The organism is Methylocella tundrae (genome assembly GCF_038024855.1).
Classification (GTDB): Bacteria; Pseudomonadota; Alphaproteobacteria; order Rhizobiales; family Beijerinckiaceae; genus Methylocapsa; species Methylocapsa tundrae.
In genome coordinates, this window is record NZ_CP139089.1 from 2,690,633 (window position 1) to 2,717,391 (window position 26,759).

The window sequence follows — 26,759 nt, forward strand, 5'->3', positions numbered from 1 at the left end:
CGCGGACGATTTGACCGTTGCCGAAGCGCCCGATCGACAGGGCGGCGCCCGGTTGCCGACCATGCGCGCGCCCAACAAAGCGCCTACACATCCTTGAACGGGAAGGGCGAGACGCTGCGCGTCGATTCATCGACGAGAAGGGCGCGAAGGGCCGGCGGCGCGGCGCGCTGGGCGCAGCCCGGCCGCTCGCAGAGGCGGCAGTTGATGCCGATTGGCGTTGCCTCGGGAGCATCGGGATCAAGCCGCCTCGCGTAGACGAGCCGGCGCGCATATTTGATCTCGCAGCCAAGTCCGATGGCGAAGCGCGGCTCGATGCCGCCCCAGGGCGTAATCGACCGGCGCACCGTGCGGGCGATGGAAAACCACTGCGATCCGTCCATCAGCTCGATGACCTGCGTCAAAATGCGGCCGGGATTGGCGAAAGTCGCGTGGATGTTCCACAAAGCGCAGGTGCCGCCCGAATTGGCGAAGGGAAAGCGGCTCGAGGAAAAGCGTTTCGAGACATTGCCGGCGATGTCGACGCGCAGCAGGAAGAATGGAATGCCGCGCGCGGTCTGCCGCGACAGCGTCGTCAAGCGATGGGCCACCTGCTCGAAGCTCGCGCCAAAGCGCGCCGCAAGAACCTCGACGTCATAGCCGACAAGCTCCGCCGCCTCATAGAAACGGTCGTAGGGCATCATCAAAGCGCCGGCGAAATAATTGGCGAGCGTGACGCGCAATAGTTTGCGGGCGACCTCGCTCTGCTCGAGGCGCGCGACGGTTTCATTCAGGAGCCCGTCGAATTCTGTCAGCGCCAGCTGATAGGCGGCCTGAAAGGTCCTGCCCGGCTGGTCCATGACTTCGGAGATCATTAATTGCTTGCGGTGATGATCATACCAGCGCAGCCGATCGCCCATAACTTCGAGCGGGAGCGCGCGCACGCGAATGCCGTGGCGCATGCGCAGATAGTCCGTCAGCGCCGGGAACAGGCCGTGCGGCTCGACCTGCAGGGTCGAGGCGAAGGATTCGGCCGCCTCGTCAAGGTCGGCGAAGTGGTTACGGGCGTCCTGCAGAACGCCGCGCACCTTTTCGATGGGGCTCTCGCCAAGCAGCGGCTCGGCCCGATCGCGGTCCGCGCCGGAGAAAATTCCCGCTTCGCTCGCCTCGCGCGCCGTCGAATAGGCGCGATAGAGCCGCAGCATGGCGGCGAGGAGCGCCGGGGAATGTTCGGCGGCGTCGCGCACCTCGCCGCGCGGCACGGGGGCGTCGCGAAACAGCGGATCGGCAAGAATTTGCTCCATATCGCCGACCGACTGCTCCCCGTCGGCCTCCATGAAATCGCGGGGATCGACGCCATAGACGTCGGTGAGCCGGATCAACACCTGCACGGTGATCGGCCGCTGGTTGCTTTCCATGAGATTGAGATAGCTCGGCGAGACGTCGAGTTCGTCGGCCATGCGCGCCTGTGTGAGGCGCCTTTCGCGGCGCAGGCGCTTGAGGCGCGGTCCGGCGAAAATCTTCCTTGATCCAGTTTCGGCGCCCATTGTAAAACTCTTTGCAGACACACAAATTTACAAGGAAGGAAGTTTACACTATCACCTCATTCTATGTCGAATGGCTTGCCTGAAACAGCAATTTGTCGCCTATATGCCACAACATCGTCCGCTGGATCAGCGGATGTCAATTGCTGTGAACGTTGTGATTTGTGGAGAACAAGATGAGCAAAGCGATCAGCTTTGAAGACCGGACGAGGGGCGCACGATGAACTATCAAAGCACGATCTCCGGGCCCGGGCAGGCTAACGAATATCAAAGCCATATTGCCCAGATGAAGCAGCTCATCGAACGTCAGAACGGCACGTGGAGCGGCATTAACCCCGAGTCCGTCGCCCGCATGCGCCTGCAGAACCGCTTCCAGACGGGTCTCGATATCGCCAGATATACCGCTGCGATTATGCGCAAGGACATGGCGGCCTATGACGCCGACCCTGCCCTTTACACCCAGTCGCTGGGCTGCTGGCACGGGTTCATCGGCCAGCAGAAGATGATCTCCATCAAGAAGCACTTCGGCACGACCGACCGCCGGTACCTGTACCTCTCCGGCTGGATGGTCGCCGCGCTGCGCTCCGAATTCGGTCCGCTCCCGGACCAGTCGATGCATGAGAAGACGTCGGTGCCGGCTCTGATCGAAGAGCTTTACACCTTCCTGCGCCAGGCGGACGCCCGCGAACTCGGCGGCATGTTCCGCGCCATCGACGCCGCCCGCGCGGCCGGCGACGGCGCCAAGGAACAGGAGCTGCTGGCGGCGGCCGACAATTTCCAGACCCATGTGGTGCCGATCATCGCGGACATTGACGCGGGCTTCGGCAATGCGGAAGCGACCTATCTGCTGGCCAAGAAGATGATCGAGGCCGGCGCCTGCGCGCTTCAGATCGAAAACCAGGTGTCGGACGAAAAGCAGTGCGGCCATCAGGACGGCAAGGTGACTGTGCCTCACGAGGTCTTCCTCGCGAAAGTGCGCGCCTGCCGCTACGCTTTCCTCGAACTCGGCGTCGAGGACGGCATTATCGTTACGCGCACCGACTCGCTCGGGGCCGGCCTCACCCAGCAGATCGCCGTCAGCCACGAGCCGGGCGATCTCGGCGACCAGTACAATGCGTTCCTGGACTGCGAGGAAGTCGCGGCCGGGGAGGGTCGTAACGGCGACGTCATCATCAATCGCAATGGCAAGCTGCTGCGGCCGAAGCGCCTCGCCAGCAACCTCTATCAGTTCCGTCCCGGCACCGGAGCGGATCGTTGCGTGCTCGACTGCATCACCTCGCTGCAGAACGGCGCCGACCTCCTTTGGATCGAGACCGAAAAGCCGCACGTCGAGCAGATTGCGAGCATGGTGGACCGCATCCGGGCCGTCGTTCCCAATGCCAAGCTGGTCTATAACAATTCGCCGTCGTTCAACTGGACGCTGAATTTCCGCCAGCAGGTGTATGACGCCTGGAAAGCCGCGGGCAAGGACGTGTCCGCCTATGACCGGCCGGGCCTGATGAGCGTCGACTACGATCGCACGGATCTGGCCGCCGAAGCCGATGAGCGCATCCGCACCTTCCAGGCGGACGGCTCGAAGCGGGCGGGCATTTTCCACCATCTCATCACGCTTCCGACCTATCACACGGCGGCTCTGTCCACCGACAATCTGGCGAAAGAATATTTCGGCGATCAGGGCATGCTCGGCTATGTCCGCAACGTTCAGCGTCAGGAAATCCGCCAGGGCATCGCCTGCGTCAAGCACCAGAACATGGCTGGCTCCGACATGGGCGACGATCACAAGGAATATTTCGCCGGCGAGGCGGCCCTGAAGGCCGGCGGCACTCACAACACAATGAATCAGTTCGGCTAAGGCGCCGGCGCTTTCATTGAGACAGATAACAGGGCGACCCGGAGCATCATGCTCCGGGTCGCCCTTGCCATTTAGCGAGCCCCCGGGCGTCCGCTTCAAGGACCAGCTCGCCCCCGAGGACCGGAGCGCCGCCCCCGGCGCGCGCCCTTTGCTTCGGCGGCCGACTGCGGCTTCCCCGCCGCCAATGCGCCGCGAATTTTCAAGCGTGTGCGAGGCGCTGGCGCTTTTTGATCATTTTGTTAATCTGTTCCCTGCAAAGATGTGGGGGCGCGCAATGCATTTGGCGCCGCGCATCGCCGACTCTAGCCGCGAACGGATGCTCATGACGGATTTCGCACTCGACGCGCTCGATCTCGCAGCGCTTCTCTGCTCGAGAGTTTGCCATGACGTGATCAGCCCTGTCGGCGCGATCGTCAACGGACTCGAGGTTCTCGAGGACGAGAAAGACGCCGAGATGCGCGACATCGCTTTCGACCTCATCAAAAAAAGCGCCGAGACGGCTTCTGCGCGGCTGCAATTCTGCCGGCTCGCTTTCGGCGCCGCGGGATCGGCGGGAGCCTCGATCGACACCGGAGAGGCCGAAAAAGTCGCCCGCGGCCTATTCGCTGATCAGAAAACACAGATCGAATGGCGCGCGGCGCGTGTTCTGATGCCGAAAAACCAGGTCAAGCTCATTCTCAATCTTTGCCTCATCGCCGCTGCTGCGATCCCGCGCGGCGGCGTCATTACGGTGACGACCGGCGACGCCGGCGCATCGGGAGACGCATTGCGTCTGCGCGTCACCGCACGAGGACCGAACGCGAAGCTCGCGAGCCATACGCCCTCGCTCCTCGCGGGAGCGCCCGAGCATAACGCCGTCGACGCCCACGCCATCCAGCCATTTTACACCAGCCTCGTCGCCAAGGCGGCCGATATGACTCTCGAAGTGGTCACTGAGCCCGATTTCGTCGCCATCGAAGCCTTCCCCGCGAGCGACCGCCTGGCGGCCGAGGTAGCCGCCTAGGGCAAATAGCGCCGCAAAACTCCGGGCGGCAATGAAAGCTGCGAGGCGCAGCGAAAAAGCCGGCGCCCTAAGTCACGGAGTTTTTGAAGCCCCTATTGCCTCACATACACTGCGTTAATACCCCGCGCGGGGAGAGGCTTTTGTCGTGAACAAATGCGATTTGCCGTCGCACCGCGATCATTCAGCGCGGAAAGATCGTCAAGCGTCTCCAAAGTCGCTTTCGGTTTCCAGAACCGCCCGAAATTATAGAGGCCAATGCAAAAATCGGCCTCCCGGAGGGCGCCTGACCCATAGAGCCCCTTCGAGCGGACGGCGCGTCACGCCGTAATCCGCTCCTCATCGTCCAGCGGTTCGCGCAGCACATAGCCGCGGCCCCAGACGGTTTCGATATAATTGCGGCCATGGCTCGCATTGGCGAGTTTTTTGCGCAGCTTGCAGATGAAGACGTCGATGATCTTCAGTTCCGGCTCATCCATGCCGCCATAGAGATGATTGAGGAACATTTCCTTGGTCAAGGTCGTCCCTTTGCGGAGCGAAAGCAGCTCCAGCATCTGATATTCCTTGCCGGTGAGATGAACCCTCGAGCCGGTGACCTCGACTGTTTTCTGGTCGAGATTGACGATGAGGTCGCCGGTCGCGATGACGGATTGCGCATGGCCCTTGGAGCGCCGCACGATGGCGTGGATTCGGGCGACGAGTTCATCCTTATGGAAAGGTTTGGTGAGATAATCATCCGCGCCAAATCCAAGCCCCTTCACCTTGTCTTCGATCGCCGCGAACCCTGAAAGAATGAGGATCGGCGTCTTGACCTTGGCGACTCGCAGCGTGCGGAGCACCTCATAGCCCGACATGTCGGGCAGGTTCAGGTCGAGCAGAATGATGTCGTAATCATAAAGCTTGCCAAGGTCGACGCCCTCTTCGCCGAGATCCGTCGTATAGACGTTGAAATTCTCGGATTTCAGCATCAGCTCAATGCTTTGCGCTGTCGCGCTGTCGTCTTCAATCAATAAAACGCGCATCTGAGGTCCCCACCTTGCCCCGTCGGTCGCCTACCGGCGCGAGATCGTCCAGAGGCTCCCGGCCGGGCGCGCTATTGGCTCCGAGCGTTAACCTTTCGCTACGAGTTTCGTAACCTTAACGGGCATTGGTTAATAAAAGCATTCCTTCACGATGGTGATTTTAATACGGCGCTACCCGAATCAATTTTCGTCTGGCAAATGGCTGACGGCTTATGTCATCCGCCTGCATTCTGCGGGCGCAAGCTTGCGCGACGAAGAATTCCCGGTTTCCCACCTAAAACTTCTTCCATCCCCCGAGCGCCGCGCCAGTATGCCCGCCAATTGCGAAGCCCCGTGGCGAAAAGCCGGCGAATCGCTCTGAAACTCGCCGCCCGCGCAGCGACAGTAACGAATGGGCAACTTTGCTCCTGCAAACTTCACTGGTCGAAAAAGCATTCGGTCCTCGCCGAACAAGGCTTGATCGCCGGCTTTGAAGACGGCCGGTCAGCGGGTCCGGCAAGCGCCTTGGCGGCCGCCCGCTTCCGGGCGCGGCCCAGGGCGAAGCTCAGTGGGAGTGGAAATAGGATGAAGCTGCAGGAAACACTCGTTCGCCTCAAGCGGTTTCAGGTCGACGAAAGGCGCCGCCGGGTTGCGCAAATCGAGTCGATGGTCGCCGAATTCTCGAAAATTGCGCGCGAACTCGAGCAGGAAGTCGCCATCGAAGAACAACGCGCCGGCATTTTCGACGCCTCCCATTTCGCCTATCCGACCTACGCGCGCGCCGCCCGCGCCCGCCGCGACAATCTCAATCGCTCTGCCGAAGAATTGATGGGTCAGCTCGAAGACGCCCGCAACCGGCTCGAGGAGGCGATCGCCGAACTCGGCAAGGCGCAAGGGTGCGACGCCCGGGAAAAAACCGCTCATCCCGTCGGCGATCTGTCCCTCGCGCCTCAGGAAAATCCGCCCGTGCGCCTGCGCGCCGCCCAGGCCTGAGATTTGAGCCCGAGATTTGACAGGCCCGATTCAGCCTGCTTCCCCTGCGCGCTAGCGCCGCGCCTTGCCGATTCTCCCTGAAATTCCTGCGCCTTTGGCGCAACATAGGCTAAGACAGCAATGGAAAGACGGAGGAGAGCGCCTTGCCGGGCGCCTTCGCCGCCGCCTTTTTCGGCGAATGTCGGGCGGCGCCCCGCTTGCCTCGCCTGACTTTGCGCAATCCGTCGGGAGCGGCATGAAACGGATTCTCGATTTCGTCTGGCCCGCCATCGGCCTGCTGGCTGTCGGCGTCTCGCTGTTTGTGCTCTACCAGGAGTTTCGCGGCCAGCACATCGGGCCGGAACTCTGGCGCCAGCTGCGCGCCATTCCACCTTCACGCTACCTTCTCGCCATCGCCTCGACGCTGGTCGCTTACGGGGCGCTCGCCTGGTACGACCGGATCGCGCTCCGTCACCTTGGCGTCACGCATATTTCATGGGCGTTTGTCGCGCTCTGCTCCTTCACCACCTACGCCCTTGCGCATAATATCGGCGCCTCCGTCTTTTCCGGCGGGATGGTGCGCTATCGCGCCTATCACTCGAAGGGCCTCAACGCCGCGCAGGTCGCGGTGCTCGTCGCCCTCTGTTCGCTCACCTTCGGCCTTGGCACGATCCTCGTCGGCGGCCTCATTCTGGTGTTCGAGCCGGATCAGCTTGCGCGCTTCGGCGGCCTGCTCCCGGACGTTCTCACCAATCCGGCGACGGCTTTCGCCATCGGCGCGGCTTTGCTGATTCTGGTGGCGGCCTATCTTATCGGTTCGATTTTCCGCCTGAAGCCGCTGATCATTCGCGGCTTCCGGCTGGAATATCCAAAACCCGACATCGCCGTCCGGCAGCTTCTCGCCGCCCCGCTCGAACTGCTCGGGGCAGCGGGGATCATCTATTTCGCCCTTCCGGCAGCCGGCAATCCGGGCTTTTTCGCCGTGCTGGCGGTATTTGTGGCGTCGTTCTCGGCCGCGCTCGCCTCCAATGCGCCGGGGGGCCTTGGCGTCTTCGAGCTTTTGTTCCTGAAAGCCATGCCCGCGACGCCGCAGGTCGAGGTGCTGACCGCGCTGCTCGTATGGCGGCTGTTCTATCTGATCCTCCCGCTGCTTTTCTCGCTCGTCGTCGTCGTTCTGTTCGAACGCAACAAGCTGAAAGAGGCGCTTCATCACGAGGCCGGCCACGCCCCTACGGAGGTCGGCGGCGCGAAGCAGCCCGGCCGGCGGCAAGCGGATGTTTCCTGATCGGAACCATTAGACGCGCGCGCACGATCATGCGCGCGAGCCTCGGCTCCGCTCACGTCTTGGTTGGATAGATTGTTTCACCACGGGCCAGCATGGCCACATATCTTTCGATCCGCTGCGCGCGCGTCTCGGGTTTCTTCGCCTCATGAACGCGATACAGGATCACGTAGCGGTTGTGGCTGTCGAGGTGGTCGAAGAGACGTTTCGCATCTCGATTGCGATCGAGCGCGGATTGCAGATCTTCGGGGACCGTCGCTTTGCTCTGTGGCGCATAGGCGGCCTCCCAACGGCCGTCGAGCCTGGCTTGCTCGATCTCCCGCGTCCCGGCTGGCCGCATCCGGCCGAGTTCGATCAGCGCGACCGCCCGCTCGCGATTGTTTTGGGACCACTTTCCCTTGGGACGGCGGGGCGTGAAGCGGATAAGCCAGTGGTCGGCATCGAATTTGTCGAGCTGCCCGTCAATCCAGCCGTGGCAGAGCGCGCCATCAATCGCTTCCGGCTTCGAGACGCTCGAAACGCCCGATGCCGCCTTGGCCAGCTTCAGCCACACGCCCTTCGACGTGAACGGCTGGGCTCCGAGCCAGGCTTCCCATTCGGCGCTTGAGGCGAAGGTGAGGACAGGCAGATCGGTCTTGGTCTTCGGCGGCGGCATACCGTCTCATCATTGACGCGGCGAGGAGATGAGCGTCGGGGCCATTTTCACCGCGCTGCTTGAAACGGTCAACATCTTTGGCCCGGCGAGGCTGACGCCGCCGGGCCGAGACCGTCAGGCGGCGTGCGCGCCTCCTGCCCGGGGGCGAGACCCCCGCGCAACTTGAGCGGGATCGTCAGTTGCAGACCCGGATGCGGCGATAGCCGACGATATTGCCGTAACCATCGACGACCGGCTGGCGGCTGAAATAGCAGGCCGGGGCATCATAATAGGGGGTCGCGGCGGCGGCGGCGCCGAGCGCGAGACCGGCGGCGAGGCCGCCAACGCCCCAACCCCACGGATGATAATAGCCCCAGGCGGCGGCGGGCGTGCTCGAGGCTGCGACGCCAAGGCCAAGGGTCGCGACGGCAAGGGCAGCGGCGATGGTTTTGCGAACTGTGCTCATGATGCTCTCTCCTTCATTCGCCGCGCTTCGTTCCGGCGATGTCTGAAGGTTAAGCCCACCCGCCCCGCCCGACTGTGCGGGGAAACACGCGATCGTGAATGAATGTTAATGTTTGGGGCGCGTCAGAGACAGCGTCTCGGGCTTTGCTGCGCGGGCGATACATGGATCATGATTCGCGCGGTGATCATTGTTCGTCAGGCGTTCATTCCGCTTCATCCGCCCAGATGCCGGGCTTCAGCCGTATCCCCGCCTCATCGAGCTTGCGTTCGAGATCCTTGCGCGAGCCGTAGTTTTCGATCAGCGGACGCGCGAAATCCTCCGGCGCTTTATAGCCATTACTGCGGTAGGGCATGCCCGCAAAGACATTCAGTGCGGTCTCGGCGTCAAACCAATATCCAACGTCATTCAGAAGAAAGTCCGCCAGCGCAGGATCGTCGAAGCCGATGACTGTGATTTCACGGTCTCTTTGACCCCAGATCGCCCAGTCCGCATGCTCCGGTATCCAGACAACCGTATCTCCGTGGTAGAGCAGCGCGTCCGCGTCATTGCCGGGGCTGAGCTGGACGAGAGCGGAATATTCTTCATCGGTGATATTCGCGCCGAAACGAAACGAATTGATCTTTCCGAAGTGCTTATAGAAATAGGAAATCGGATTTGGATCGAGGACACTCAGGAGAATTATATCCGTCTGGCTGCAAAAGCGGCCATCGTGAATGATTTCCATCAGATTCGACCCCAAGCCGAATTCTCGAAGCAGCGTGAATTTATAATTCTTCTTGAATACATATTGAGGCAGAAGGCAGTCTACATGAAAGGCACCCTTGATTATTTCAGTAACTCTTGAGTAGTTGTCAATAGACAGAAAGCCTTCGCTCATTATTCGTTCCTCAATCTGAGTTTCATGTTCGCATCTTTTATGTTGCTTTGAGGATGGAAATATTCGGCCGTCGCTCCACCAGTCGATTTTGAGAAATCCCGTATGGAATAGCGTGCTCCCTCTGTGGAGGAATAATTCATCGCCTTCCCATCCTGCGTCGGTACGGGCGTCCATCCCTGCTTGAGTAGTTGGGATTCGAACTCTCGGCGCGTAAGCTCAACGCTGTAATCGGCCGCTTTTGCTCCGTCGTTCGTATTATCAATACCCTTGATTTCCAACGGCAACCCCGGAATGTCGACCGGCTCGCCTCTACCCGGTCGCGGCAGAGGATAGTCCGGCTTGCTGACCTCAGGCCGATTTCCGGGCTGGACAGGTTCAGGCCTCGTCTCCGGCCGCAACGGTTCCGGATGCTTTGTCTCCTCGGACTCGCGTTCGAAACGCCGGGCGCGGGAGCCAAGCCATTCGAGGAAACGGCCGATCGCCTTCAGCCTGCCCTTGCCGCGATAGGCCGCCGGCTCCGCTTCGGCCCCGCCGCCGCTCCAGCGGCCGTGGGCGTCGCGCGGCTGATCGGGATTGTAAGCGGCCTTGACCAGCGGCGCTCCGGCCTCGGCGAAAAGACCCGGATCGACTCCTTGCGCCTTAAGCAGAATGTCCGGGCCGACCCCGGCCTTGAGCATTTCTTCAGCGACGAAGAGGCGCAAGACAAGGTCGGGATCGTCGCAAGCCGGCGCGTCGGCGAAAATCAGATGAAGCTGCGCCAGCGCCGCCTCGCCCTCGTTCCACAGCCCCGCAGCCCGGCGCAGTCTCGCCAGAAAAAGCGGATCGATCCCTTGTTCAAAGGCCGTCGACAGGATCGCCGCCGCGCGCCGCTCGTCGACGACGAGACGGGGCCTGCCTCGCCCATCTTTCTCCATTCCCGCGAGGATGGTTGCAGGACCGAAAACGATACCCTCGCCCGTGATCTCCATCTGAGGCGAGAGACGGCCGGGCCGCGTCCTCGCCCAAAACTCCCGCGAAATGTCGTCCGCCGCGTCCAACCACATGCTCCCCGTCCGAAGGCTGAGATTTGGCCGGAGCATAATCGCGAACGGCTTTTGCGCCTAAAACAGACAGTGAACAGATTTGGGCTGGGAAGAATGTGCGATGGCCGAAAAGCCTATTCCGGCGCGGCCGTCCCTCGAGACGCCGCTACGCGGCTCCTGAGGACAAGGGAAAGGCTTTTGGGGAGAAGGGCGGGACGCGCGGCCGTCCTAACCTGTTCATCGCGCGCCTGTGCGAGGAGGCCCCGCGGCGGAACCTCGGCGCGGGCGCTCCCCTCACACCAGCGCGCCGTGGCAGTGCTTGAATTTCTTGCCTGAACCGCAGGGGCAGGGCTGATTGCGGCCGACCTTGCCGTAAGCGCCGTCGCCTTGCAGCGCCGCCTCCTGCTCTGGACGAACGAGGGTCGCCGTCGATCCGGCGTCCTCGGCCAGAAATGACGGCGCGGAGGGGTGCGTATAAGTCAGCGCGGCCGCGGCTTCCTCGAAGGCCGCGCTCGCCGTCGCGATCTGCGTCAGGCCGGCGGGCTGAAGCGGCTCGTTCGGCTGGGCCGGCTCGAAGGCGACCTCGACGCGGGAAAGCTGCGATGTCGTGAGCTCGCGCAGCTGCGCGATCAACTCGTCAAAGAGCTGGAAAGCCTCGGACTTATATTCGTTGAGCGGATCGCGCTGCGCCATGCCGCGCCAGCCCACCACCTGACGCAAATGATCGAGCGTGACAAGATGCTCGCGCCAGAGATGATCGAGCGCCTGCAGCACGATCTGCTTTTCGATATAGCGCATGACCTCGGCGCCGTTGCGCTCGACCCTTGCCGCATAGGCCTCGTCCGCCGCCTTTTGCAGCCGGTCGCGCATGTCCTCGTCGGTGATGCCCTCTTCCCGGGCCCAATCGGCGAGCGGCAGGTCGAGATTGAGCGCCGCTTTGACCCCTTGCGACAGCGCTTCGATATCCCAGGTCTCGGGATAGGCGTCGTGCGGCGCGTATTTGGTGACGAGATCCTCGACAACGCCCTGGCGCATGTCGTCGATCATCTCCTCGAGCGACTCCTTCGCCATCATCTCGCGGCGCTGCTCGAAGACGACCTTGCGCTGGTCGTTCATCACGTTGTCATATTTGAGAATGTTCTTGCGCATGTCGAAGTTGCGCGCCTCGACCTTTTGCTGCGCCTTCTCGAGCGCCTTGTTGATCCAGGGATGGACGATCGCCTCGTCTTCCTTGAGGCCGAGCTTGACCAGCATGTTTTCCATGCGGTCCGACCCGAAGATGCGCATCAGATCGTCTTTGAGCGATAAAAAGAATTTCGAGCGTCCGGGATCGCCCTGACGGCCGGCGCGCCCGCGCAGCTGATTGTCGATGCGGCGGCTCTCATGGCGCTCGGTGCCGATGATGTACAATCCGCCGGCGGCGATGGCCTTGTTCTTGAACTCTTCGACCTCGGCGCGGATCTCAGTTTCCTTGGCGTCGCGCTCCGGGCCGTCCGACAGATTGGCGCATTCCTGCGTGACGCGCATTTCGACGTTGCCGCCGAGTTTGATGTCGGTGCCGCGGCCGGCCATGTTGGTTGCGATGGTGATCGCGCCCGGAACGCCCGCCTCGGCGACGATATAGGCTTCCTGCTCGTGGAAGCGCGCGTTCAGCACGGCGAAAAGTTTCGAGGGCTTGTTCGATCGCGCCGCCGCGTAAAGCTTGCTCAGCGCCTGCGGCTCTTCGAAGTTGATCTGCTTATAGCCCTGCTTTTTCATCGCCTCGGCGAGTTGTTCGGACTTTTCGATCGACGTCGTGCCGACCAGCATCGGCTGCAGCTTGGCGTTGGCGGCTTCGATCTCGCGCGTGATGGCGCGCAGCTTTTCCTCGGCCGAGCGATAGACCTCATCATCCTCGTCGACGCGCGCGACCGGCTGGTTGGTCGGGATGTCGACGACTTCGAGCTTATAGATCTCGGCGAACTCATCGGCTTCCGTCGTCGCCGTGCCGGTCATGCCGGCAAGCTTCGAATAGAGGCGGAAATAATTCTGGAAGGTGATCGAGGCGAGCGTCACATTCTCCGGCTGGACCTGAACATGCTCTTTGGCTTCGAGCGCCTGGTGCAGTCCTTCCGAATAGCGCCGGCCGGGCATCATGCGGCCGGTATATTCGTCGATGATGACGACTTCGTCATTGCGGACGATATAATCCTTGTCGCGCTGGAACAATTTGTGCGCGCGCAGCGCCTGATTGACGTGATGGACAATCGTGACATTGACCGCCTCATAAAGCGACCCTTCAGTCAGAATGCCGGCCTCGGTCAGCAATTCTTCCATATGTTCATTGCCGCGCTCGGTGAGATTGGTCGAGCGCTGCTTCTCGTCGACCTCGTAATCTTCCGGATCGAGGCGCGGCAGCACCTTGTCGATCGCGTTGTAAAGATCCGACTTGTCGTCGGACGGTCCCGATATGATCAAGGGCGTGCGCGCTTCGTCGATGAGAATGGAATCGACCTCGTCGACGATGGCGAAGGCGTGGCCGCGCTGGACCATCTGCCCAAGCTCATACTTCATATTATCGCGCAGATAATCGAAGCCGAACTCATTATTGGTGCCGTAAGTGATGTCGGCGGCATAAGATCTTCGGCGTTCATCATCATCGACGCCATGCACGATGATGCCGGTGGAGAGGCCAAGGAAACGATAGATCTGCCCCATCCATTCGGCGTCGCGGCGGGCGAGATAATCATTGACCGTGACGACATGGACGCCCTTGCTGGCGAGCGCGTTCAGATAGGTCGCGAGCGTCGCGACGAGCGTTTTGCCCTCGCCCGTGCGCATCTCCGCGATGCCGCCCTCATGCAGCACCATGCCGCCGATCAGCTGGACGTCGAAATGGCGCTGTCCAAGAACGCGCCGCGCCGCCTCGCGCACGGTGGCGAAGGCCGGGACGAGAAGATCGTCGAGCGTCCGGCCGGCGGCCAGCTCCCCGCGAAAAGCGGTTGTCTTGGCGGCGAGCTCCGCGTCGGTCAGCTTTAGCCATTCGGGTTCGAGCGCGTTGATCGCCGCGACTTTCGGCCGATAGCTCTTCAGTCGGCGATCGTTCGCCGATCCGAAAATCTTCTTCGCGAAGGAGCCCAGCATTATCAAAACACCCTTTCTTGGCCTTTAAGAAACATCCCCGGCGCCCGCCGGCCATGCTTCACATACATCGTCCGCCGCGTGCACTCGATGGCGACAGCTTGTTCCTAAAACCGATCTTCCTAAAACCCATGTCCGCCACCGGGGCCGGCTTTTTTTCCATGAGGCGGCTCTGGCGTTTTGCTCAGCTTATGGGTTTCCGCGAGGGCCTTCGCTCCCCACGGACGGCGACAGATATAATGGCGATTAACACTTATAATTGAAGCTTCACGGAATTTCTTCGATAAACCGCTTGCCCGCGAACCGCGCCCCGACACTTACGCCCTTCGCCAGCAGAGGCGCCGCCTGGCTCGCGATACCGACGCAAAAAGCGCCGCCGCTTTTCGCCGCCGCGCGCCCGCCTCCACTCCAAACAACCTTCGCCGCGACGCGAAAATGCCTCTCGACGCACATTTCAGAGATAAGATTGCGGTGGCGCCTTGTCAAACCCGCCTGTCCATGCATCTTTCGCCGCCACGCGCAACTCACGATCCGCCCGTGGCGGCGCGCCATGACGGTTTTTTGTATCTCGACCAGCTCGGAGCACAATTGCATGTTCAAGAAGACATCCTCGCGCGCCCTGGCCGCCGGCCTTGCATGCGCCCTGGCGATCGGCGGGCCGTCGCTGCTCGCCGCCGACGAAGTTCACGGGAAGGTGCTGGCGACGGTCAATGGCCAGCCGATCACCGATGAGGATTTGAAGATTGCGACCGAGGATCTTGGCCCGAGCCTGCCGGCGCAGGTCACAGGCAAGGCGCGGGAGGCCTATCTCCTTGATTTCCTGATCGACGGCATGCTGGTGGCGCAGAAAGCGCAGGCCGAAAAGCTCGACAAGACGAAAGAGTTCGCCGACAAGCTCGCCTATTATCACGAAAAGCTGCTGATGGAGACGCTGCTCGGGCAGGTCGCGAAGACCGCTTTGACGGACGAGGCGTTGAAGAAGACGTATGACGACGCCGCCAAGGCGCAAAAGCCCGAGACCGAGATTCATGCGCGCCACATATTGGTCGCGACGGACGACGACGCCAAAGCCGTGATCAAGCGCCTCAAGGCGGGCGAGGACTTCGCCAAAGTCGCCAAGGAAGTGTCGAAGGACAAGGGTTCCGACGGCGGCGATCTCGGCTGGTTCACCAAGGACAAGATGGTGCCGGAATTCGCCGAGGCCGCCTTCAAGCTGGAGCCTGGACAATTGTCCGAGCCGGTGAAGAGCCCGTTCGGATGGCATGTGATCGAGGTGGAAGGCAAGCGCGAGAAGCCTTTCCCAAGCTTCGACGAAGTCAAGGAGCAGGTCAGCCGCTACGTCGTGCAGAAAGCGCAGAGCGAACTCGTCGCCGAGCTGCGCAAAGGCGCGAAGATCGAGCGGACCGAAGCCGCGCCGACCGATCCCGACGCCGCCAAACCCGATGGCGCGGCTGCGACGCCTGCGCCCGCTGCGCCGGCTCCGGCTGCGCCCTCTGAAAACAAGAAATAAACGCAACTATACTGCGCACAAATTCATTGCGCGCTCTTTATTTGCGATTTCAGGAGAAGCGCCGTCCCGGACGTCGGCGCTTCTTCTCCCGCGCCGGCAGGATTGACTGATCTTGCCGCATCAATCCGGCCCCCCCGATCCGGCGGGTCGCATCATCTCGAGGTTGACCCCATGGCCGCCGTCTCGCCGCTCGCGCCGACATCCTACCCGGACTTGCCGGAAATCGGCGGCGTTCGCTTCGCCGCGGGCGCCGCAGGCATTCGCTATAAGGGCCGCACCGACGTAATGCTGGCCCTGTTCGACAAAGGCACGGAAGTCGCCGGCGTCTTTACGAAATCGAAATGTCCGTCCGCGCCGGTCGACTGGTGCAGGGCCCGCCTGTCCGGCGGCAAGGCGCGGGCCCTCGTCGTCAATTCCGGCAACGCCAACGCCTTTACGGGCAAGCTCGGCGCGCAGGCGACGAAGCAGACCGCTGCGATCGCGGCGAAAGCCACGGGCGCGCCGCAGGGCGAAATCTTTCTTGCCTCGACCGGCGTCATCGGCGAGCCGCTCGACGCCGCCAAATTCGACGGGGTGCTGGCGAAGCTCGCGAGCAAAGCAAAGCCAAGCGACATGTTCGAGGCCGCCAAGGCGATCATGACCACGGACACCTATCCCAAGGTAGCAACCGCTAAGGTTGAGCTTGACGGAGTGGCGGTCACACTGTCCGGCATGGCGAAGGGCGCCGGCATGATCGCCCCGGACATGGCGACGATGCTCTCATTTATCTTTACCGACGCGCCGATCGCAGCGGGGGCGCTGCAGGCCATGCTCTCCAAAAGCGTGCAAGGCTCGTTCAACGCCATCACGGTGGATAGCGACACCTCGACTTCGGACACTTTGCTGCTGTTCGCCACCGGAGCCGCGGCGCAGCGCGGCGCGCCAAAAATCACCGCCGCCAATGACCGGCGTCTTGCGCCCTTCAAGGCGGCGCTGGACGCCCTGCTGCTTGATCTCGCGCATCAGGTGGTCAAGGACGGCGAGGGCGCGCGCAAATTCGTCGAGATCACGGTCACAGGCGCGGCCTCCGCGGCCGCTGCGAAGCGCATCGCTCTGTCGATCGCCAATTCGCCGCTGGTCAAGACGGCGATCGCCGGCGAGGACGCCAATTGGGGCCGCATCGTCGCCGCCGTCGGCAAGGCGGGCGAAAAGGCCGAGCGCGACAGGCTGGCGATCTGGTTCGGCGAAATTCGCGTTGCGAACAAGGGCCAGCGCGACCCGGCCTATGACGAGGCGGAGGTTTCAAAGCTTATGCGCGAGCCGAAGATCGATATTTATGTCGAGATCGGCGTCGGCCAAGGCAAAGCGACGGTCTGGACCTGCGACCTCACCAAGGAATATGTCGAGATCAACGGCGACTATCGCTCGTGAGCCGGCGCCTGTGAGGCTGCTGCTCGTCGTCGCCTGCGCTCTGATCGACGCCGACGCGCGGGTTTTGATCGCGCAGCGTCCCGAAGGCAAGGCGCTGGCCGGGCTTTGGGAATTTCCCGGCGGCAAAGTCGACCCCGGCGAGCGCCCCGAGCAGGCGCTGATCCGCGAATTGCACGAAGAACTGGGCATTGCGGTGAAAGAGCCCTGCCTTGCGCCGCTGACTTTCGCGAGCTTCGCCTACGCTGAGTTTCATCTGTTGATGCCGCTTTTTATCTGCCGGCGCTGGGAGGGTTTGGTCGGCGCGCGGGAGGGTCAGGCGCTGAAATGGGTTTTTCCGAAGGATCTGCGGTCCTATCCCATGCCGCCCGCCGACGCGCCGCTGATCCCCGCGCTAATCGACCTTTTGGGCGCGTGAGCGGCTACAGGGATTAAGCGCGCCTGTTATGATTGGCGATGGTCGCCTCACATGATAGAAAACAGGCTTGGATCGCAATCAGGAAAACGTCGGGTTCGGAGGCTCCAATGTACCGAAATTCGAAAGCTGGCTCCGGTTTCTACGCCAGTTTCTGGCGCGCCCTGGCGCAAATGGGGACTTTAGGCCAAGGCAAGGCCGAATTGCCAAAGCGATCCAAATCCATCGCAGCCGCGCTTGGTGAAGATTGGAAGACTGTGCGAAGCGATCTGCGACGCGCGGAAAAGGCCTACGCTGAGAAAATGCGTCGTGCCGGATAATACGCCCGCGAATACGAAGGATCACGACGAGAACCAGGGCGAAAAAGGCCATATTCTGACGATCGAGGAGCTCGGCTGGGCCGGGCCGATTCCCTCCCCACGCACTTTGCAACAATTCGACGACATTCTTCCGGGCTCCGCAGAGCGCATCTTTGCTCAGTTCGAGGCGGAGGCGGCGCATCGTCGACGCTGCGAGGCGGAAGAATTGCGGTTTCGCGAACGTGAATCCCATGTCGGGCAATTTCTCGCGGGGATTTTCGCAGTCGGCGCGTTCGGCGTCACCGCGTTCGCTCTTCACGTCGGAGCCTATAGCGTCGCTGGCCTCGTCGGAACGACAACGGTGCTGACTGGCGTGGCCGCTTTCCTCAATCGCAAGAATCCCCGCGTTTCGTCCATCGATTCAGATGATGAGGGATAAGCTTCGGCCGCCGGCAGCAGCCCAGCAGCGGGAGGAGTCTCGATTTGGTGCATTTTGAAAACGTCGGCCTGCGCTATGGCATGGGCGCTGAAATCCTCAAGGACATCAGCTTTTCCATCGAGCCGCAGTCCTTCCAGTTTCTGACCGGCCCGTCCGGCGCCGGCAAGACGACGCTTTTGCGTCTCATTCTCCTGTCCCTGCGGCCGACGCGCGGCCTGATCCGGCTTTTTGGCCGCGACGCTTTGAGCTTGGATAAAAACGCCATCACGGACCTGCGGCGGCGGATCGGCGTCGTGTTTCAGGATTTTCGCCTGCTCGATCACCTCACCACCTATGAAAATGTCGCCCTCCCCCTGCGCGTTCGCGGCATGGACGAGGCGAGCTATCGCGCCGAAGTGACCGAGCTTTTGCATTGGGTCGGCCTCGGCGAGCGCATGAACATTCTGCCGCCCGTGCTCTCCGGCGGCGAGAAGCAGCGCGCCGTCATTGCGCGGGCTCTCATCGTGCGCCCGCAACTCCTGCTCGCCGACGAGCCGACCGGCAATGTCGATCCAAGCCTTGCGCGAAGGCTTCTGCGGCTGTTCACAGAGCTGCATAAGTCGGGCACGTCGGTCGTCATCGCGACGCATGATCTCGCCCTGATGGACCAGTTCGACGGCGCGCGCCGTCTCGTTCTCGGCGACGGGCGGCTGCATATTTTCGACTGAACCGCCGTCCGGGCGCGGCGGCGCGAAAAAACAAGGGCCAGGGATGGGCATGTTTTCAGAGGCTTTGCGGCGCACGCAATCGGCGGCGGCGGCGCTGAACGAGCGGCGCGAAGCGGTGCGCGACATGCGGCGCGAAAAGGCGCTCGTGCCGGCTTCCTCCATCGCCGGGCGGGCGCTCGTCACCGTCATCGCCATCATGACCTTTCTCGCGGCGCTGACCTCCGGCGCCGCCATCCTCATCGCCGACGCCTCATCGGCCTGGCAGAGCCAGGTGGCGCGCGAAATGACGATCCAGATCCGCCCGACGGTCGGACGCGACATCGAGGCGGACGCCGAAAAAGCCGCCGGGATCGCGCGCAAGGCGCCGGGCGTCGCGGCCGTCCGGCCCTACACCAAGGCGGAATCGGAGGCGCTGCTGCAACCCTGGCTGGGCGGCAATCTCGATCTTTCGGAACTGCCGGTGCCGAGGCTCGTCGTCATCAGCCTCGAGCCGGGAGCGAGCCTCAACGTCACGGCCCTGGGCAGAGCCTTGAGCGAGGCTGTTCCCGGCTCGAGCCTCGACGATCACCAGCATTGGCTGGAGCGTCTCGCCGTGATGGCGAAAACCGTCGTCGTCGTGGCGGCGCTGATTTTCGCGCTGGTGCTCGTCGCGATGATACTGGCGGTGGCTTTCGCGACGCGGGGCGCCATGGCGGGCAATCGCGAAATCATCGAGGTGCTGCATTTCGTCGGCGCCGCCGACGACTATATTTCACGCCAGTTCCAGCGCCATTTCTTTCAGCTTGGACTGCGCGGCGGGGCAATCGGCGGCGGCGCCGCGATCCTTGCCTTTTATGTCGCCTCGACGCTCGCCGCCTGGACCCGCGCGACGCCGGGCGGCGATCAGGTCGAAGCCATGTTCGGCAGTTTTTCGCTGGGGCGAAACGTCTATGTTGCGATCCTCGCGATCACGGCGGGGATAGCGATCGTCACCGGGCTCGTCTCGCGGATCATCGTTTTCCGCCACCTGCGGGATTTAAGCTGACCCACTCCCGTGAACGATGTCTTGAAGCCCTAACCACCGTCATAAGCCGCCTCAAGCGCCCTGATATCCAGCTTGCTCATTTTGAGCATGGCCTCCATCGCCCGTTTGGCGCCCGCCGCATCCGCGCCGCCGATGAACTCGGGCAGACGCGAGGGGACAAGCTGCCAGGACAGGCCATAGCGGTCTTTCAGCCAGCCGCAGCGGCCATATTCGCCGCCTGCGCCAAGCTTCTCCCACAACTCGTCAACCTCGGCCTCGCTTTGGCAATCGACCGATAGCGAGATCGCCTCGCTGAATTTGAAATGCGGGCCGCCGTTGAGGGCGAGAAACTGAACGCCCGCGAGCTCAAAGCTCATGGTCAGGACCGAGCCCGGCTTTCCAGGTCCGGCCTCGCCATAGCGCGAGACTTGAAGAATGCGCGAACCGGGGAACAGCGAGATGTAGAAATTCACCGCCTCCTCGGCCTCATGGTCGAACCAGAGGAATGTGCGGATTTTCTGCACGGCAGTCATGCGTATGCTCCCCTCGCGGCGCTCAGGCCGGTACGATCACCATCCAGGAGACGCCGAAGCGGTCCGCCGCCATGCCGAAGCGCGGCGAAAAGAACGTCTTGCCCAGCGGCATCTGCACCGCGCCGCCCTCGGAAAGCGCCGCGAACACGCGGTCCGCTTCCTCCGCGTCCCTGGCGGCGTAGGAGAGCGAGAAGCCCTGAAAATCCGGCTTGCCCGAGCAGCGGCCGTCCGAGCCCATGACGACGCCATCGCCGATCTTGAGGCTCATATGCATGACCTTGCCCTCCGAGCCCGGAGGCGCCATGCCTTCAGGACAGGGATCGGGGCTGTCCTTATAGCGCATCAGCATTTCTATCTTGGCGCCGAAGACCTTTTGGTAGAAGGCGGCGGCTTCCTCGGCGCGTCCTTCAAAAAACAGGTAAGGCTGTATCGTCATGATGTCCCTCCCTAACTTATGATGATGCAAAGAGAGTGGCCCGCGACCGCAGGGGTCAAAGGCCGGCGAGATAGTCAGCGAGCTGGTCGAGCGTGCCGTCCCAGCCCTTTTGCATGCCGTCCCTCGCGCCGGCGAAGGTCGCGCGCTCCTCGTCTGTCGCGTTGATCGGCAGCCAGCTGACGGTCAGTTTCGTACGCTGCCCTTCATCTTCCAGCGAGAAGATCGAACGCGTTTCGAGCGGCCAGGTCGGGCTCATCGGGTGCCGGGCGAGCCCGCCTTTTTCGTCGGAAAAAGACGTGATGACCACGATCCGCGCCGGCTCCTCGATCTCCTCGTAGATGAACCGCCCCCACATCGCGCCGCCGTCAGGCGTCCTCAAGCCGTAGAGGTAGCTGCCGCCCGGGCGGAAATCCATCTTCGCGGCAATGACGGGAAAGCCCTTCGGCCCCCACCATTTCGCCATGCGCTCCGGATCCGTCAGCGCTTGCCACAGAAGCGGCCGGGGCGCGTCAAAGCTGCGCGAGATGACGAAGGGTTCAAGCGCATCGGCGGATGCGGCGGTCTGAGACGATAAAGGCATGATGACCTCTCAGGATTCTTTGAGGGAAGTGGCGAGCCGCGCCAGATTGTCGAAGGCGCCGGTCCAGCCCCATTTGTGCGAGGCGGCGGATTCTCTTGTGCCAAGGCCAGACTGGATGAAGACCATGTCGGTTTTGCCATCCCGCTCATTCAGCGTGACGATGATCTCGGTGTTGGCGCGCGGTTCGAGATCATTTCGCTCCCAGATGTGAGTGAGAACGAGGCGCGACGGACGGTCGATCTCCAGATACTCGCCCCCGGCGATATACTCGTTTCCGTCCGGCGAGCGCATGCCGGAGCGCCATTTGCCGCCGATCCTGAGATCAACCTCGGCGAACAGCACGGTGAAACCGGCCGGGCAGAGCCAGCGCATCATATGCTCGGCCTCGGTCCAGGCCTTCCAGACAAGGATGCGCGGCGCCTCAAATGTGCGATTGAGGACCAGCGTATGACCATTTCCGGCCTCGCCTGTCGTCCGCGCCAATCCTTCCAGAATGCCCATCCAGCCAGCCCGGATGCCGGCGCTGCGCGGCGTCCATTCTGGATCGAGCTCGTGGGTCAGCGTCAAAAGACTCCCGGCGCCGTCCGGCTCTATATCGACCATGACGACGGTTGAGCCTCCCTGCCGCTCGGTTGCGAAGCTGAAGACGATGCGGCGCGGGCGGAGGATTTCGAGATATTCGCCAAAATGCGTCGCCAGCGTCTCGCCGCGCTGCTCATGGACCGCGAAACCGCCGCCGACGCGGGCGTCGATCTCGACATGCCTTGAAACCCCGTCGGGCGTCGCGAACAGCCAGGCCCCGACCGCCTTGGGATCGAACCAGGCGTCGAAAAGACGCTCGGGCGAAGCGGCGAAACGGCGGGAAACGGTAAGGGTCGGACTTAGCACGTCAGCTGCGAGGCGCATCGGGATTCCCTTTCTGCAAATCCTTGAGATAGGCGTCGAGCCGGTCGAAGCTTCCTTCCCAGAACCGGCGGTAAGTCTCCAGCCAGCCCGCTAATTCCTGCATTGGCGCGGCCTCGAGCCGGCACGGGCGCCATTGCGCCTCGCGCCCGCGGCTGATGAGGCCGGCGCGCTCCAGCACCTTGAGATGTTTTGAGATCGCGGGCTGGCTGATGGAAAAGGGCGCGGCAAGCTCATTGACCGAGGCTTCGCCCTGCGCAAGCCGCGCGAGGATCGCCCGGCGGGTCGGGTCCGCGAGGGCGGAGAGTGTGGCGCTGAGGCGATCTTCCATGAAAACCTGTTAGTTATATAACCAGTTGTCTATATACAGAAGGTGGGCCGGCCCGTCAAGCGCGGCATGAGCAATGATTAGGTCGAAGCCGTGCTTCGCCGTTTTTGACGAATTTCTGAGTCGCCGTTTTGGAAATGAGCGCAGGCGCCGCGATCGTCACGCGGCGGGCGCCAGAGATCATAATGTTTCGCGAGCCGCAGGATTTGAGGCGAGGGAGGCGAGACGCCGCGCATGGCAAAAAACAAAAGGGAATTGGCCAGCTGTTTCTGGTGGCGCAATCCCACCTTCACACCGGCACGCGCACCGTGGCGCGCAGGCCCCCCATAAAACTTTCGCTGAGCGTGATGTCGCCGCCATGCGAGCGCGCGATATCGAGCGCTATGGCAAGGCCAAGCCCCGTGCCGCCGATGTCCTGATTGCGCGCCTCGTCGATGCGAAAGAACGGCCGGAACACGTCCTCTCTAAACTTCGCCGGGATGCCGGGTCCGTCGTCATCGACATGGATGGTCAGGAAACGCTTCTCCCGCACCGCCTCGACGGCGACATGCTTGGCGTGGTTTTCCGCATTGCCGATGAGATTGGCGAGGCAGCGCTTGAAGGCGTCGGGCCGCAGCGCCACCATCGGATCACCGCTGTAGGCGATCGCAACGTCGAAGCCGTCGCGCTCGGCGTCGAAACGCAGCTCCTCCAGAAATTCGATCATGTCGATCTTCACCGCGCTTTCGCCGGCGGCGCCGCGCGCGAAGGCGAGATAGGCCTCGAGCATGCGCTGCATTTCGGCGACGTCCTTTTGCAGTTCCTGCGCTTCCTCGCCGTCGCCCATCAGGGCGAGCGAAAGCTTGAAGCGCGTCAGAACCGTGCGCAGATCATGGCTGACGCCGTTCAGCATGGTGGTGCGCTGCTCGATCGCGCGCTCGATGCGTCGCTTCATTTCGATGAAGGCGAATCCCGCGCGCCGCACCTCGCGCGCGCCGAGCGGGCGGAATTCCGGATCGCGGCCCTTGCCGAATTCCTCCGCGGCCCCGGCGAGCGAAAGAATGGGCTTGATCTGATTGCGCAGGAACAAGGTGGCGACGACGATCAGCACGAAAGAGGTGCCGACCATCCAGAGCAGGAAAATATAGGAGTTCGAGGCATAGGCGGCGCTGCGATAGGCGACGACGCGCAAAATGGCGTCGTCGAGCTGGATGCGGATTTCGATGAGATTGGAGCGTCCGACCGTATCGAGCCAGAACGGCCGCCGGATCTGGCGGCGGATTTCATTCGACAGCGCGGCGTCGACGATCGAGAAAAACGGTTTCGGCAGCGCCGGGGGCAGCGGTCCTTTCGGCAAAAATTCAGCGTCGATGCGCAGGCGCTCCTGCGCGATCCGCATCAAATTGTCGTCGGTCCCCGGAAAGGTCTGATGGAGATCGATCAGCGCCGCAATGTCCTGCGTCAGCACGGTCGAAAGCCGGTTGGTGACCTGCTGCCAGTGGCGCTCCATGAACACATAGGTCAGCACGCATTGCAGGATCACCATCGGCGCGATGACAATCAGCGCGGAGCGGGCGTAGAGGCCTTGCGGCAGGATCTGAATGAGCTTGCGCCAGAACCCGCGCCACCAGGAGCGGGGCCGCTCAAAGGCGCCGGCAAGGGAAATGCTCAAAAGCGCGGGCCTCAAAATCGGCGGTCCGGATCGCCTCGGAACGAGGCGATCGCCGCAAATCTATCTCTTTTTCGAGAGACTGCTCAACGATCGACCAGCAGGCGGTAGCCGGCGCCGCGCGCGGTCTGCAGATGCAGCGGATTGGCCGGATCGCGCTCGATCTTGCGGCGCAGCCGGTTGACCTGCACATCGACGGTGCGTTCATTGCCGGCGGCGCCCGACCCCGCCAGCGCCTCTCGCGGCACGGTCTCGCCGGCATGTTCGGCGAGCAGGCGCAGCATCTCGCGCTCCCGGTCCGTCAGTCTTATGACTTCGTCGCGCTGGCGCAATTCGCCGCGGTCGAGATCAAACGAGAAATCGCTGAAACGAACCTGCGTCACCGGCCCCGGCGCCGCGCGCGGCTGCGCCCGCCGCAATATCGAGGCGATGCGCAAGGCGAGTTCGCGCGGCTCATAGGGCTTGCCGAGATAATCATCGACGCCGGTCTCAAATCCCTGCACGCGATCTTGCGTCTCGGTGCGGGCGGTCAGCATCAAAATCGGCACGCGCCCCAGATCCGTTGAGTTCTGGCGCAGGCGCGTTGCGAAATCAAAGCCATTTTCGCCGGGCATCATGACGTCGAGAACAATCAGATCAAAAGCGAGGCTTTTGAGGCAGGCCATCGCCTCGGCCGCGTCTCCCGCGGTCGTGACGCGATAGCCCTGATCGGTCAAAAAGCGCGAGAGGAGCGCGCGAATTCGGCGGTCGTCATCCACGACAAGCAGATGCGCGGCGTCGTCGGCAGGGGCGCCGCCGCATCCGGCGCTGGACTCTGAAGTCACTGTTTCATCTCGCGACCAATTTGCAGACGCCAGAGCATGATGCCGAAAAGTGGAAACCGGATTTTGGGCGGCATCATGCTCTCATTTATTGATGAGAGAGGGATGATTCGGCACGGAATCGATCACGCTCAAATCTTAACGCCATAAAGCACGAATTCCATCCAAAAGTCCGAGACTTTCCGGGATCATGCGCTAGCCTAAAACCCGCTTCGGACCATCAGAAGCGATGAGCGCCGCGACTTTTTCCCGCTCGTCCGGATCGACCATGGCGAGAAGAAATTCGCGCGCGCCGGCGCGGGCGGCCTCGGGCAATTGTGCGAAAATACGGGCGAAGCGCTTCGATTGCAAACGCACCACCTCGAAAGCCAGGGATTCGCCGCGCGGCGTCGGAAACAACCGGCGCTGGCGGCGATCATTTTCGCCAGGGAAAGCAACGACATAATTCTGGTCGAGCAGATCTTTCAGGACGCGGTTGAGGCTCTGCTTGGTGATTTTTAATATGTCAAGCAATTCGGCGATTGTGAGGCCGGGCCGGCGATTGACGAAATGCAGGACGCGGTGATGCGCCCGGCCGAGGCCGAAATTCTCGAGCAGATGGTCGGCGTCGCCGACAAAATCGCGATAGGCGAAAAACATCAATTCGATCAGGCCGAATTCAGCTTCGTTTCCCGCCGCGGCGTCCGACGCGCCGGAAGGCGAACCTTCGCTCTCACAGTCTGGCTTCTTCTGGAGCGTCGAATCCACACTGACACCTTCAGTATCTGCTTCGCCATATTCCAGCAAAATTCTTATAGGTCAATATGATAGATGTAAAAGAGCAGATCGTCGCGGCCCCCTGCTGCGCTGTCGTCCGGCGCGCCGGGGCGCCGCTTCGCGGCCGCGCGCGACAAAGCATCTCATCACGATAAATTTCATTAAATTGCATTTTCTCATAATGTGGTCTTTACATCGCCCGCCACGATGAACGAAGCTCCCGAGAGGAAACGCGCGCGCGAGGCCAGCAGGCCCCGGCCACGAGCGCGAAACGCACAGCAGAGGAACAGCGATCAATGTCGGTTTTGTCTTTCGATCAGCGCGACGGCTTTATTTGGCTGGACGGCAATCTCGTCGCCTGGGCGGACGCCAAGCTGCACGTACTCTCGCATGGCCTGCACTACGCTTCCGCCGTTTTCGAAGGCGAGCGCGCCTATGGCGGGCGCATCTTCAAATCGACCGAACATTCCGAGCGGTTCAGAGCCTCGGCTCAGACCCTCGACTTCGAGATTCCCTATTCGGTCGCCGAACTCGACGCCGTCAAGCAGATGGTGGTCACCAAAAATAATTTCAGCAGCTGCTATGTTCGCCCCGTCGCCTGGCGCGGCAGCGAAATGATGGCGGTCGCGGCGCAGAATTCGACGATTCATGTCGCCGTCGCCGCCTGGGACTGGCCGAGCATGTTCGACATCGAGACGAAGATGAAGGGCATCAAGCTCGACATCGCCGATTATCGGCGCCCCGATCCCATGACCGCGCCGTGCCGCGCCAAAGCGGCCGGACTTTATATGATCTGCACGATCTCCAAGCATCGCGCGGAGCGGCGCGGCTATGCCGACGCGATGATGCTTGACTGGCAGGGCCGCGTCGCCGAATGCACCGGCGCGAACATCTTCTTCGTTTCGAATGGCGCGCTGCACACGCCGATTGCGGACTGCTTCCTCGACGGGATCACGCGACAGACCGTCATCGAGCTCGCGCGGAGGCGCGGCGTCGAAGTGATCGAGCGCCGCATCATGCCGGAGGAGCTCGCCGGCTTCCAGGAATGCTTTATCTGCGGCACCGGCGCGGAAGTGACGCCGGTTTCCGAAATTGGACCTTACCGCTTCACCCCGGCGGCGATTTCGCGCACGCTGATCGACGATTATTCCGCCGAGGTGCAGCTGAAACAGAAAGCCGCCTGATCGCGAGCGATCGCGGCGGCGGCCTCCCGGAGGCTGCCGCACGC

At 62.2% G+C, this 26,759-nt stretch carries 25 protein-coding genes and 2 pseudogenes; 11 read left to right on the top strand and 16 right to left on the bottom strand.

Translation table 11 applies throughout. The features are described from left to right. Positions 1 to 83: 83 nt before the first annotated feature. Positions 84 to 1,523, bottom strand: coding sequence for a helix-turn-helix domain-containing protein (locus SIN04_RS14700; protein ID WP_134490359.1), 1,440 nt, complete (start codon positions 1,521 to 1,523; stop codon positions 84 to 86). Between the two features lie 217 nt (positions 1,524 to 1,740). On the opposite strand from SIN04_RS14700, the gene SIN04_RS14705 reads away from it, so the two are divergent. Continuing rightward, positions 1,741 to 3,372 (top strand): isocitrate lyase, encoded by a 1,632-nt coding sequence (locus tag SIN04_RS14705; protein WP_134490361.1) that lies wholly within the window; start codon positions 1,741 to 1,743, stop codon positions 3,370 to 3,372. Positions 3,373 to 3,694: 322 nt separating this feature from the next. Next, positions 3,695 to 4,375, top strand: a complete 681-nt coding sequence (chpT, locus tag SIN04_RS14710) for a histidine phosphotransferase ChpT (RefSeq protein WP_134490363.1) — start codon at positions 3,695 to 3,697, stop codon at positions 4,373 to 4,375. Between the two features lie 317 nt (positions 4,376 to 4,692). Here chpT and ctrA read toward each other — a convergent pair whose 3' ends face one another. After that, entirely contained in the window at positions 4,693 to 5,394 is a 702-nt protein-coding gene (gene ctrA, locus SIN04_RS14715) for a response regulator transcription factor CtrA (protein ID WP_134490365.1), read from the bottom strand. A 564-nt stretch (positions 5,395 to 5,958) separates the two neighbouring features. Between ctrA and SIN04_RS14720 the strand changes: the two genes are divergently transcribed. Further along, positions 5,959 to 6,366 carry a flagellar export protein FliJ gene (locus SIN04_RS14720; protein WP_134490367.1) on the top strand — a complete coding sequence of 136 codons (408 nt, stop codon included), beginning with the start codon at positions 5,959 to 5,961 and terminating at the stop codon, positions 6,364 to 6,366. A 235-nt stretch (positions 6,367 to 6,601) separates the two neighbouring features. Further along, positions 6,602 to 7,630, top strand: coding sequence for a lysylphosphatidylglycerol synthase domain-containing protein (locus tag SIN04_RS14725; RefSeq protein WP_134490370.1), 1,029 nt, complete (start codon positions 6,602 to 6,604; stop codon positions 7,628 to 7,630). 52 nt (positions 7,631 to 7,682) lie between these two features. Here SIN04_RS14725 and SIN04_RS14730 read toward each other — a convergent pair whose 3' ends face one another. From SIN04_RS14730 to secA, 6 genes and pseudogenes are all read right to left on the bottom strand, one after another. Next, a complete protein-coding gene (locus SIN04_RS14730; RefSeq protein WP_134490372.1) occupies positions 7,683 to 8,282 on the bottom strand; it encodes a YdeI/OmpD-associated family protein in 600 nt (199 codons plus the stop codon). 175 nt (positions 8,283 to 8,457) lie between these two features. After that, positions 8,458 to 8,727 (bottom strand): hypothetical protein, encoded by a 270-nt coding sequence (locus SIN04_RS14735; RefSeq protein WP_134490374.1) that lies wholly within the window; start codon positions 8,725 to 8,727, stop codon positions 8,458 to 8,460. Between the two features lie 202 nt (positions 8,728 to 8,929). Beyond that, positions 8,930 to 9,604, bottom strand: coding sequence for a hypothetical protein (locus SIN04_RS14740; RefSeq protein ID WP_134490376.1), 675 nt, complete (start codon positions 9,602 to 9,604; stop codon positions 8,930 to 8,932). Then, positions 9,604 to 10,647 carry a hypothetical protein gene (locus tag SIN04_RS14745; RefSeq protein ID WP_341264014.1) on the bottom strand — a complete coding sequence of 348 codons (1,044 nt, stop codon included), beginning with the start codon at positions 10,645 to 10,647 and terminating at the stop codon, positions 9,604 to 9,606. The genes SIN04_RS14740 and SIN04_RS14745 overlap by 1 nt, the downstream gene beginning before the upstream one ends. Positions 10,648 to 10,920: 273 nt before the next feature. Continuing rightward, positions 10,921 to 11,001: pseudogene (locus tag SIN04_RS20275) on the bottom strand (SEC-C metal-binding domain-containing protein); the annotation flags it as partial. 206 nt (positions 11,002 to 11,207) lie between these two features. Further along, positions 11,208 to 13,749, bottom strand: a pseudogene (gene secA, locus SIN04_RS14750) (preprotein translocase subunit SecA); the annotation flags it as partial. A gap of 589 nt (positions 13,750 to 14,338) precedes the next feature. Between secA and SIN04_RS14755 the strand changes: the two are divergent. From SIN04_RS14755 to SIN04_RS14780, 6 genes are all read left to right on the top strand, one after another. Continuing rightward, the gene (locus SIN04_RS14755) at positions 14,339 to 15,256 is read left to right on the top strand and encodes a peptidylprolyl isomerase (RefSeq protein ID WP_134490382.1); all 918 of its coding nucleotides are present in this window, start codon (positions 14,339 to 14,341) and stop codon (positions 15,254 to 15,256) included. 171 nt (positions 15,257 to 15,427) lie between these two features. Beyond that, on the top strand, positions 15,428 to 16,666 hold the full coding sequence (gene argJ, locus SIN04_RS14760) for a bifunctional glutamate N-acetyltransferase/amino-acid acetyltransferase ArgJ (protein ID WP_341264015.1): 1,239 nt from the start codon (positions 15,428 to 15,430) through the stop codon (positions 16,664 to 16,666). Continuing rightward, positions 16,635 to 17,081 carry a (deoxy)nucleoside triphosphate pyrophosphohydrolase gene (locus SIN04_RS14765; protein ID WP_134490384.1) on the top strand — a complete coding sequence of 149 codons (447 nt, stop codon included), beginning with the start codon at positions 16,635 to 16,637 and terminating at the stop codon, positions 17,079 to 17,081. The genes argJ and SIN04_RS14765 overlap by 32 nt, the downstream gene beginning before the upstream one ends. Positions 17,082 to 17,387: 306 nt before the next feature. Then, on the top strand, positions 17,388 to 17,816 hold the full coding sequence (locus tag SIN04_RS14770) for a DUF2335 domain-containing protein (RefSeq protein WP_166795947.1): 429 nt from the start codon (positions 17,388 to 17,390) through the stop codon (positions 17,814 to 17,816). Between the two features lie 44 nt (positions 17,817 to 17,860). Then, positions 17,861 to 18,523: a cell division ATP-binding protein FtsE gene (gene ftsE / locus SIN04_RS14775; protein WP_134490388.1), complete on the top strand. Its 663-nt coding sequence runs from the start codon at positions 17,861 to 17,863 to the stop codon at positions 18,521 to 18,523. A gap of 49 nt (positions 18,524 to 18,572) precedes the next feature. Continuing rightward, a complete protein-coding gene (locus SIN04_RS14780; RefSeq protein ID WP_134492560.1) occupies positions 18,573 to 19,547 on the top strand; it encodes a cell division protein FtsX in 975 nt (324 codons plus the stop codon). A 29-nt stretch (positions 19,548 to 19,576) separates the two neighbouring features. Here SIN04_RS14780 and SIN04_RS14785 read toward each other — a convergent pair whose 3' ends face one another. The 8 genes from SIN04_RS14785 to SIN04_RS14820 all read right to left on the bottom strand — a co-directional run bounded on the left by SIN04_RS14785 (position 19,577) and on the right by SIN04_RS14820 (position 25,522). Then, positions 19,577 to 20,050 (bottom strand): VOC family protein, encoded by a 474-nt coding sequence (locus tag SIN04_RS14785; protein ID WP_134492563.1) that lies wholly within the window; start codon positions 20,048 to 20,050, stop codon positions 19,577 to 19,579. A 31-nt stretch (positions 20,051 to 20,081) separates the two neighbouring features. Further along, positions 20,082 to 20,495 (bottom strand): VOC family protein, encoded by a 414-nt coding sequence (locus SIN04_RS14790; protein WP_134490390.1) that lies wholly within the window; start codon positions 20,493 to 20,495, stop codon positions 20,082 to 20,084. 55 nt (positions 20,496 to 20,550) lie between these two features. Then, positions 20,551 to 21,075: an SRPBCC family protein gene (locus tag SIN04_RS14795; RefSeq protein WP_134490392.1), complete on the bottom strand. Its 525-nt coding sequence runs from the start codon at positions 21,073 to 21,075 to the stop codon at positions 20,551 to 20,553. A gap of 9 nt (positions 21,076 to 21,084) precedes the next feature. Then, positions 21,085 to 21,981 carry an SRPBCC family protein gene (locus SIN04_RS14800; protein WP_134490394.1) on the bottom strand — a complete coding sequence of 299 codons (897 nt, stop codon included), beginning with the start codon at positions 21,979 to 21,981 and terminating at the stop codon, positions 21,085 to 21,087. Further along, on the bottom strand, positions 21,965 to 22,309 hold the full coding sequence (locus SIN04_RS14805) for an ArsR/SmtB family transcription factor (RefSeq protein ID WP_134490396.1): 345 nt from the start codon (positions 22,307 to 22,309) through the stop codon (positions 21,965 to 21,967). The genes SIN04_RS14800 and SIN04_RS14805 overlap by 17 nt, the downstream gene beginning before the upstream one ends. A gap of 286 nt (positions 22,310 to 22,595) precedes the next feature. Continuing rightward, positions 22,596 to 23,957, bottom strand: coding sequence for a sensor histidine kinase (locus SIN04_RS14810; protein WP_134490398.1), 1,362 nt, complete (start codon positions 23,955 to 23,957; stop codon positions 22,596 to 22,598). 83 nt (positions 23,958 to 24,040) lie between these two features. Beyond that, the gene (locus SIN04_RS14815; RefSeq protein WP_134490400.1) at positions 24,041 to 24,778 is read right to left on the bottom strand and encodes a response regulator; all 738 of its coding nucleotides are present in this window, start codon (positions 24,776 to 24,778) and stop codon (positions 24,041 to 24,043) included. 192 nt (positions 24,779 to 24,970) lie between these two features. Then, positions 24,971 to 25,522, bottom strand: coding sequence for a MarR family winged helix-turn-helix transcriptional regulator (locus tag SIN04_RS14820; RefSeq protein ID WP_423135981.1), 552 nt, complete (start codon positions 25,520 to 25,522; stop codon positions 24,971 to 24,973). A 305-nt stretch (positions 25,523 to 25,827) separates the two neighbouring features. Between SIN04_RS14820 and SIN04_RS14825 the strand changes: the two genes are divergently transcribed. Continuing rightward, positions 25,828 to 26,715 carry a branched-chain amino acid aminotransferase gene (locus SIN04_RS14825; protein ID WP_134490402.1) on the top strand — a complete coding sequence of 296 codons (888 nt, stop codon included), beginning with the start codon at positions 25,828 to 25,830 and terminating at the stop codon, positions 26,713 to 26,715. Positions 26,716 to 26,759: the final 44 nt, after the last annotated feature.

Bases quoted from the DNA above. Each gene is read 5' to 3' on its own strand.
- SIN04_RS14700 (WP_134490359.1), bottom strand. From the start codon at position 1,523: ATGGGCGCCGAAACTGGATCAAGGAAGATTTTCGCCGGACCGCGCCTC.
- SIN04_RS14705 (WP_134490361.1), top strand. From the start codon at position 1,741: ATGAACTATCAAAGCACGATCTCCGGGCCCGGGCAGGCTAACGAATAT.
- chpT (WP_134490363.1), top strand. From the start codon at position 3,695: ATGACGGATTTCGCACTCGACGCGCTCGATCTCGCAGCGCTTCTCTGC.
- ctrA (WP_134490365.1), bottom strand. From the start codon at position 5,394: ATGCGCGTTTTATTGATTGAAGACGACAGCGCGACAGCGCAAAGCATT.
- SIN04_RS14720 (WP_134490367.1), top strand. From the start codon at position 5,959: ATGAAGCTGCAGGAAACACTCGTTCGCCTCAAGCGGTTTCAGGTCGAC.
- SIN04_RS14725 (WP_134490370.1), top strand. From the start codon at position 6,602: ATGAAACGGATTCTCGATTTCGTCTGGCCCGCCATCGGCCTGCTGGCT.
- SIN04_RS14730 (WP_134490372.1), bottom strand. From the start codon at position 8,282: ATGCCGCCGCCGAAGACCAAGACCGATCTGCCTGTCCTCACCTTCGCC.
- SIN04_RS14735 (WP_134490374.1), bottom strand. From the start codon at position 8,727: ATGAGCACAGTTCGCAAAACCATCGCCGCTGCCCTTGCCGTCGCGACC.
- SIN04_RS14740 (WP_134490376.1), bottom strand. From the start codon at position 9,604: ATGAGCGAAGGCTTTCTGTCTATTGACAACTACTCAAGAGTTACTGAA.
- SIN04_RS14745 (WP_341264014.1), bottom strand. From the start codon at position 10,647: ATGTGGTTGGACGCGGCGGACGACATTTCGCGGGAGTTTTGGGCGAGG.
- SIN04_RS14755 (WP_134490382.1), top strand. From the start codon at position 14,339: ATGTTCAAGAAGACATCCTCGCGCGCCCTGGCCGCCGGCCTTGCATGC.
- argJ (WP_341264015.1), top strand. From the start codon at position 15,428: ATGGCCGCCGTCTCGCCGCTCGCGCCGACATCCTACCCGGACTTGCCG.
- SIN04_RS14765 (WP_134490384.1), top strand. From the start codon at position 16,635: ATGTCGAGATCAACGGCGACTATCGCTCGTGAGCCGGCGCCTGTGAGG.
- SIN04_RS14780 (WP_134492560.1), top strand. From the start codon at position 18,573: ATGTTTTCAGAGGCTTTGCGGCGCACGCAATCGGCGGCGGCGGCGCTG.
- SIN04_RS14790 (WP_134490390.1), bottom strand. From the start codon at position 20,495: ATGACGATACAGCCTTACCTGTTTTTTGAAGGACGCGCCGAGGAAGCC.
- SIN04_RS14795 (WP_134490392.1), bottom strand. From the start codon at position 21,075: ATGCCTTTATCGTCTCAGACCGCCGCATCCGCCGATGCGCTTGAACCC.
- SIN04_RS14800 (WP_134490394.1), bottom strand. From the start codon at position 21,981: ATGCGCCTCGCAGCTGACGTGCTAAGTCCGACCCTTACCGTTTCCCGC.
- SIN04_RS14805 (WP_134490396.1), bottom strand. From the start codon at position 22,309: ATGGAAGATCGCCTCAGCGCCACACTCTCCGCCCTCGCGGACCCGACC.
- SIN04_RS14825 (WP_134490402.1), top strand. From the start codon at position 25,828: ATGTCGGTTTTGTCTTTCGATCAGCGCGACGGCTTTATTTGGCTGGAC.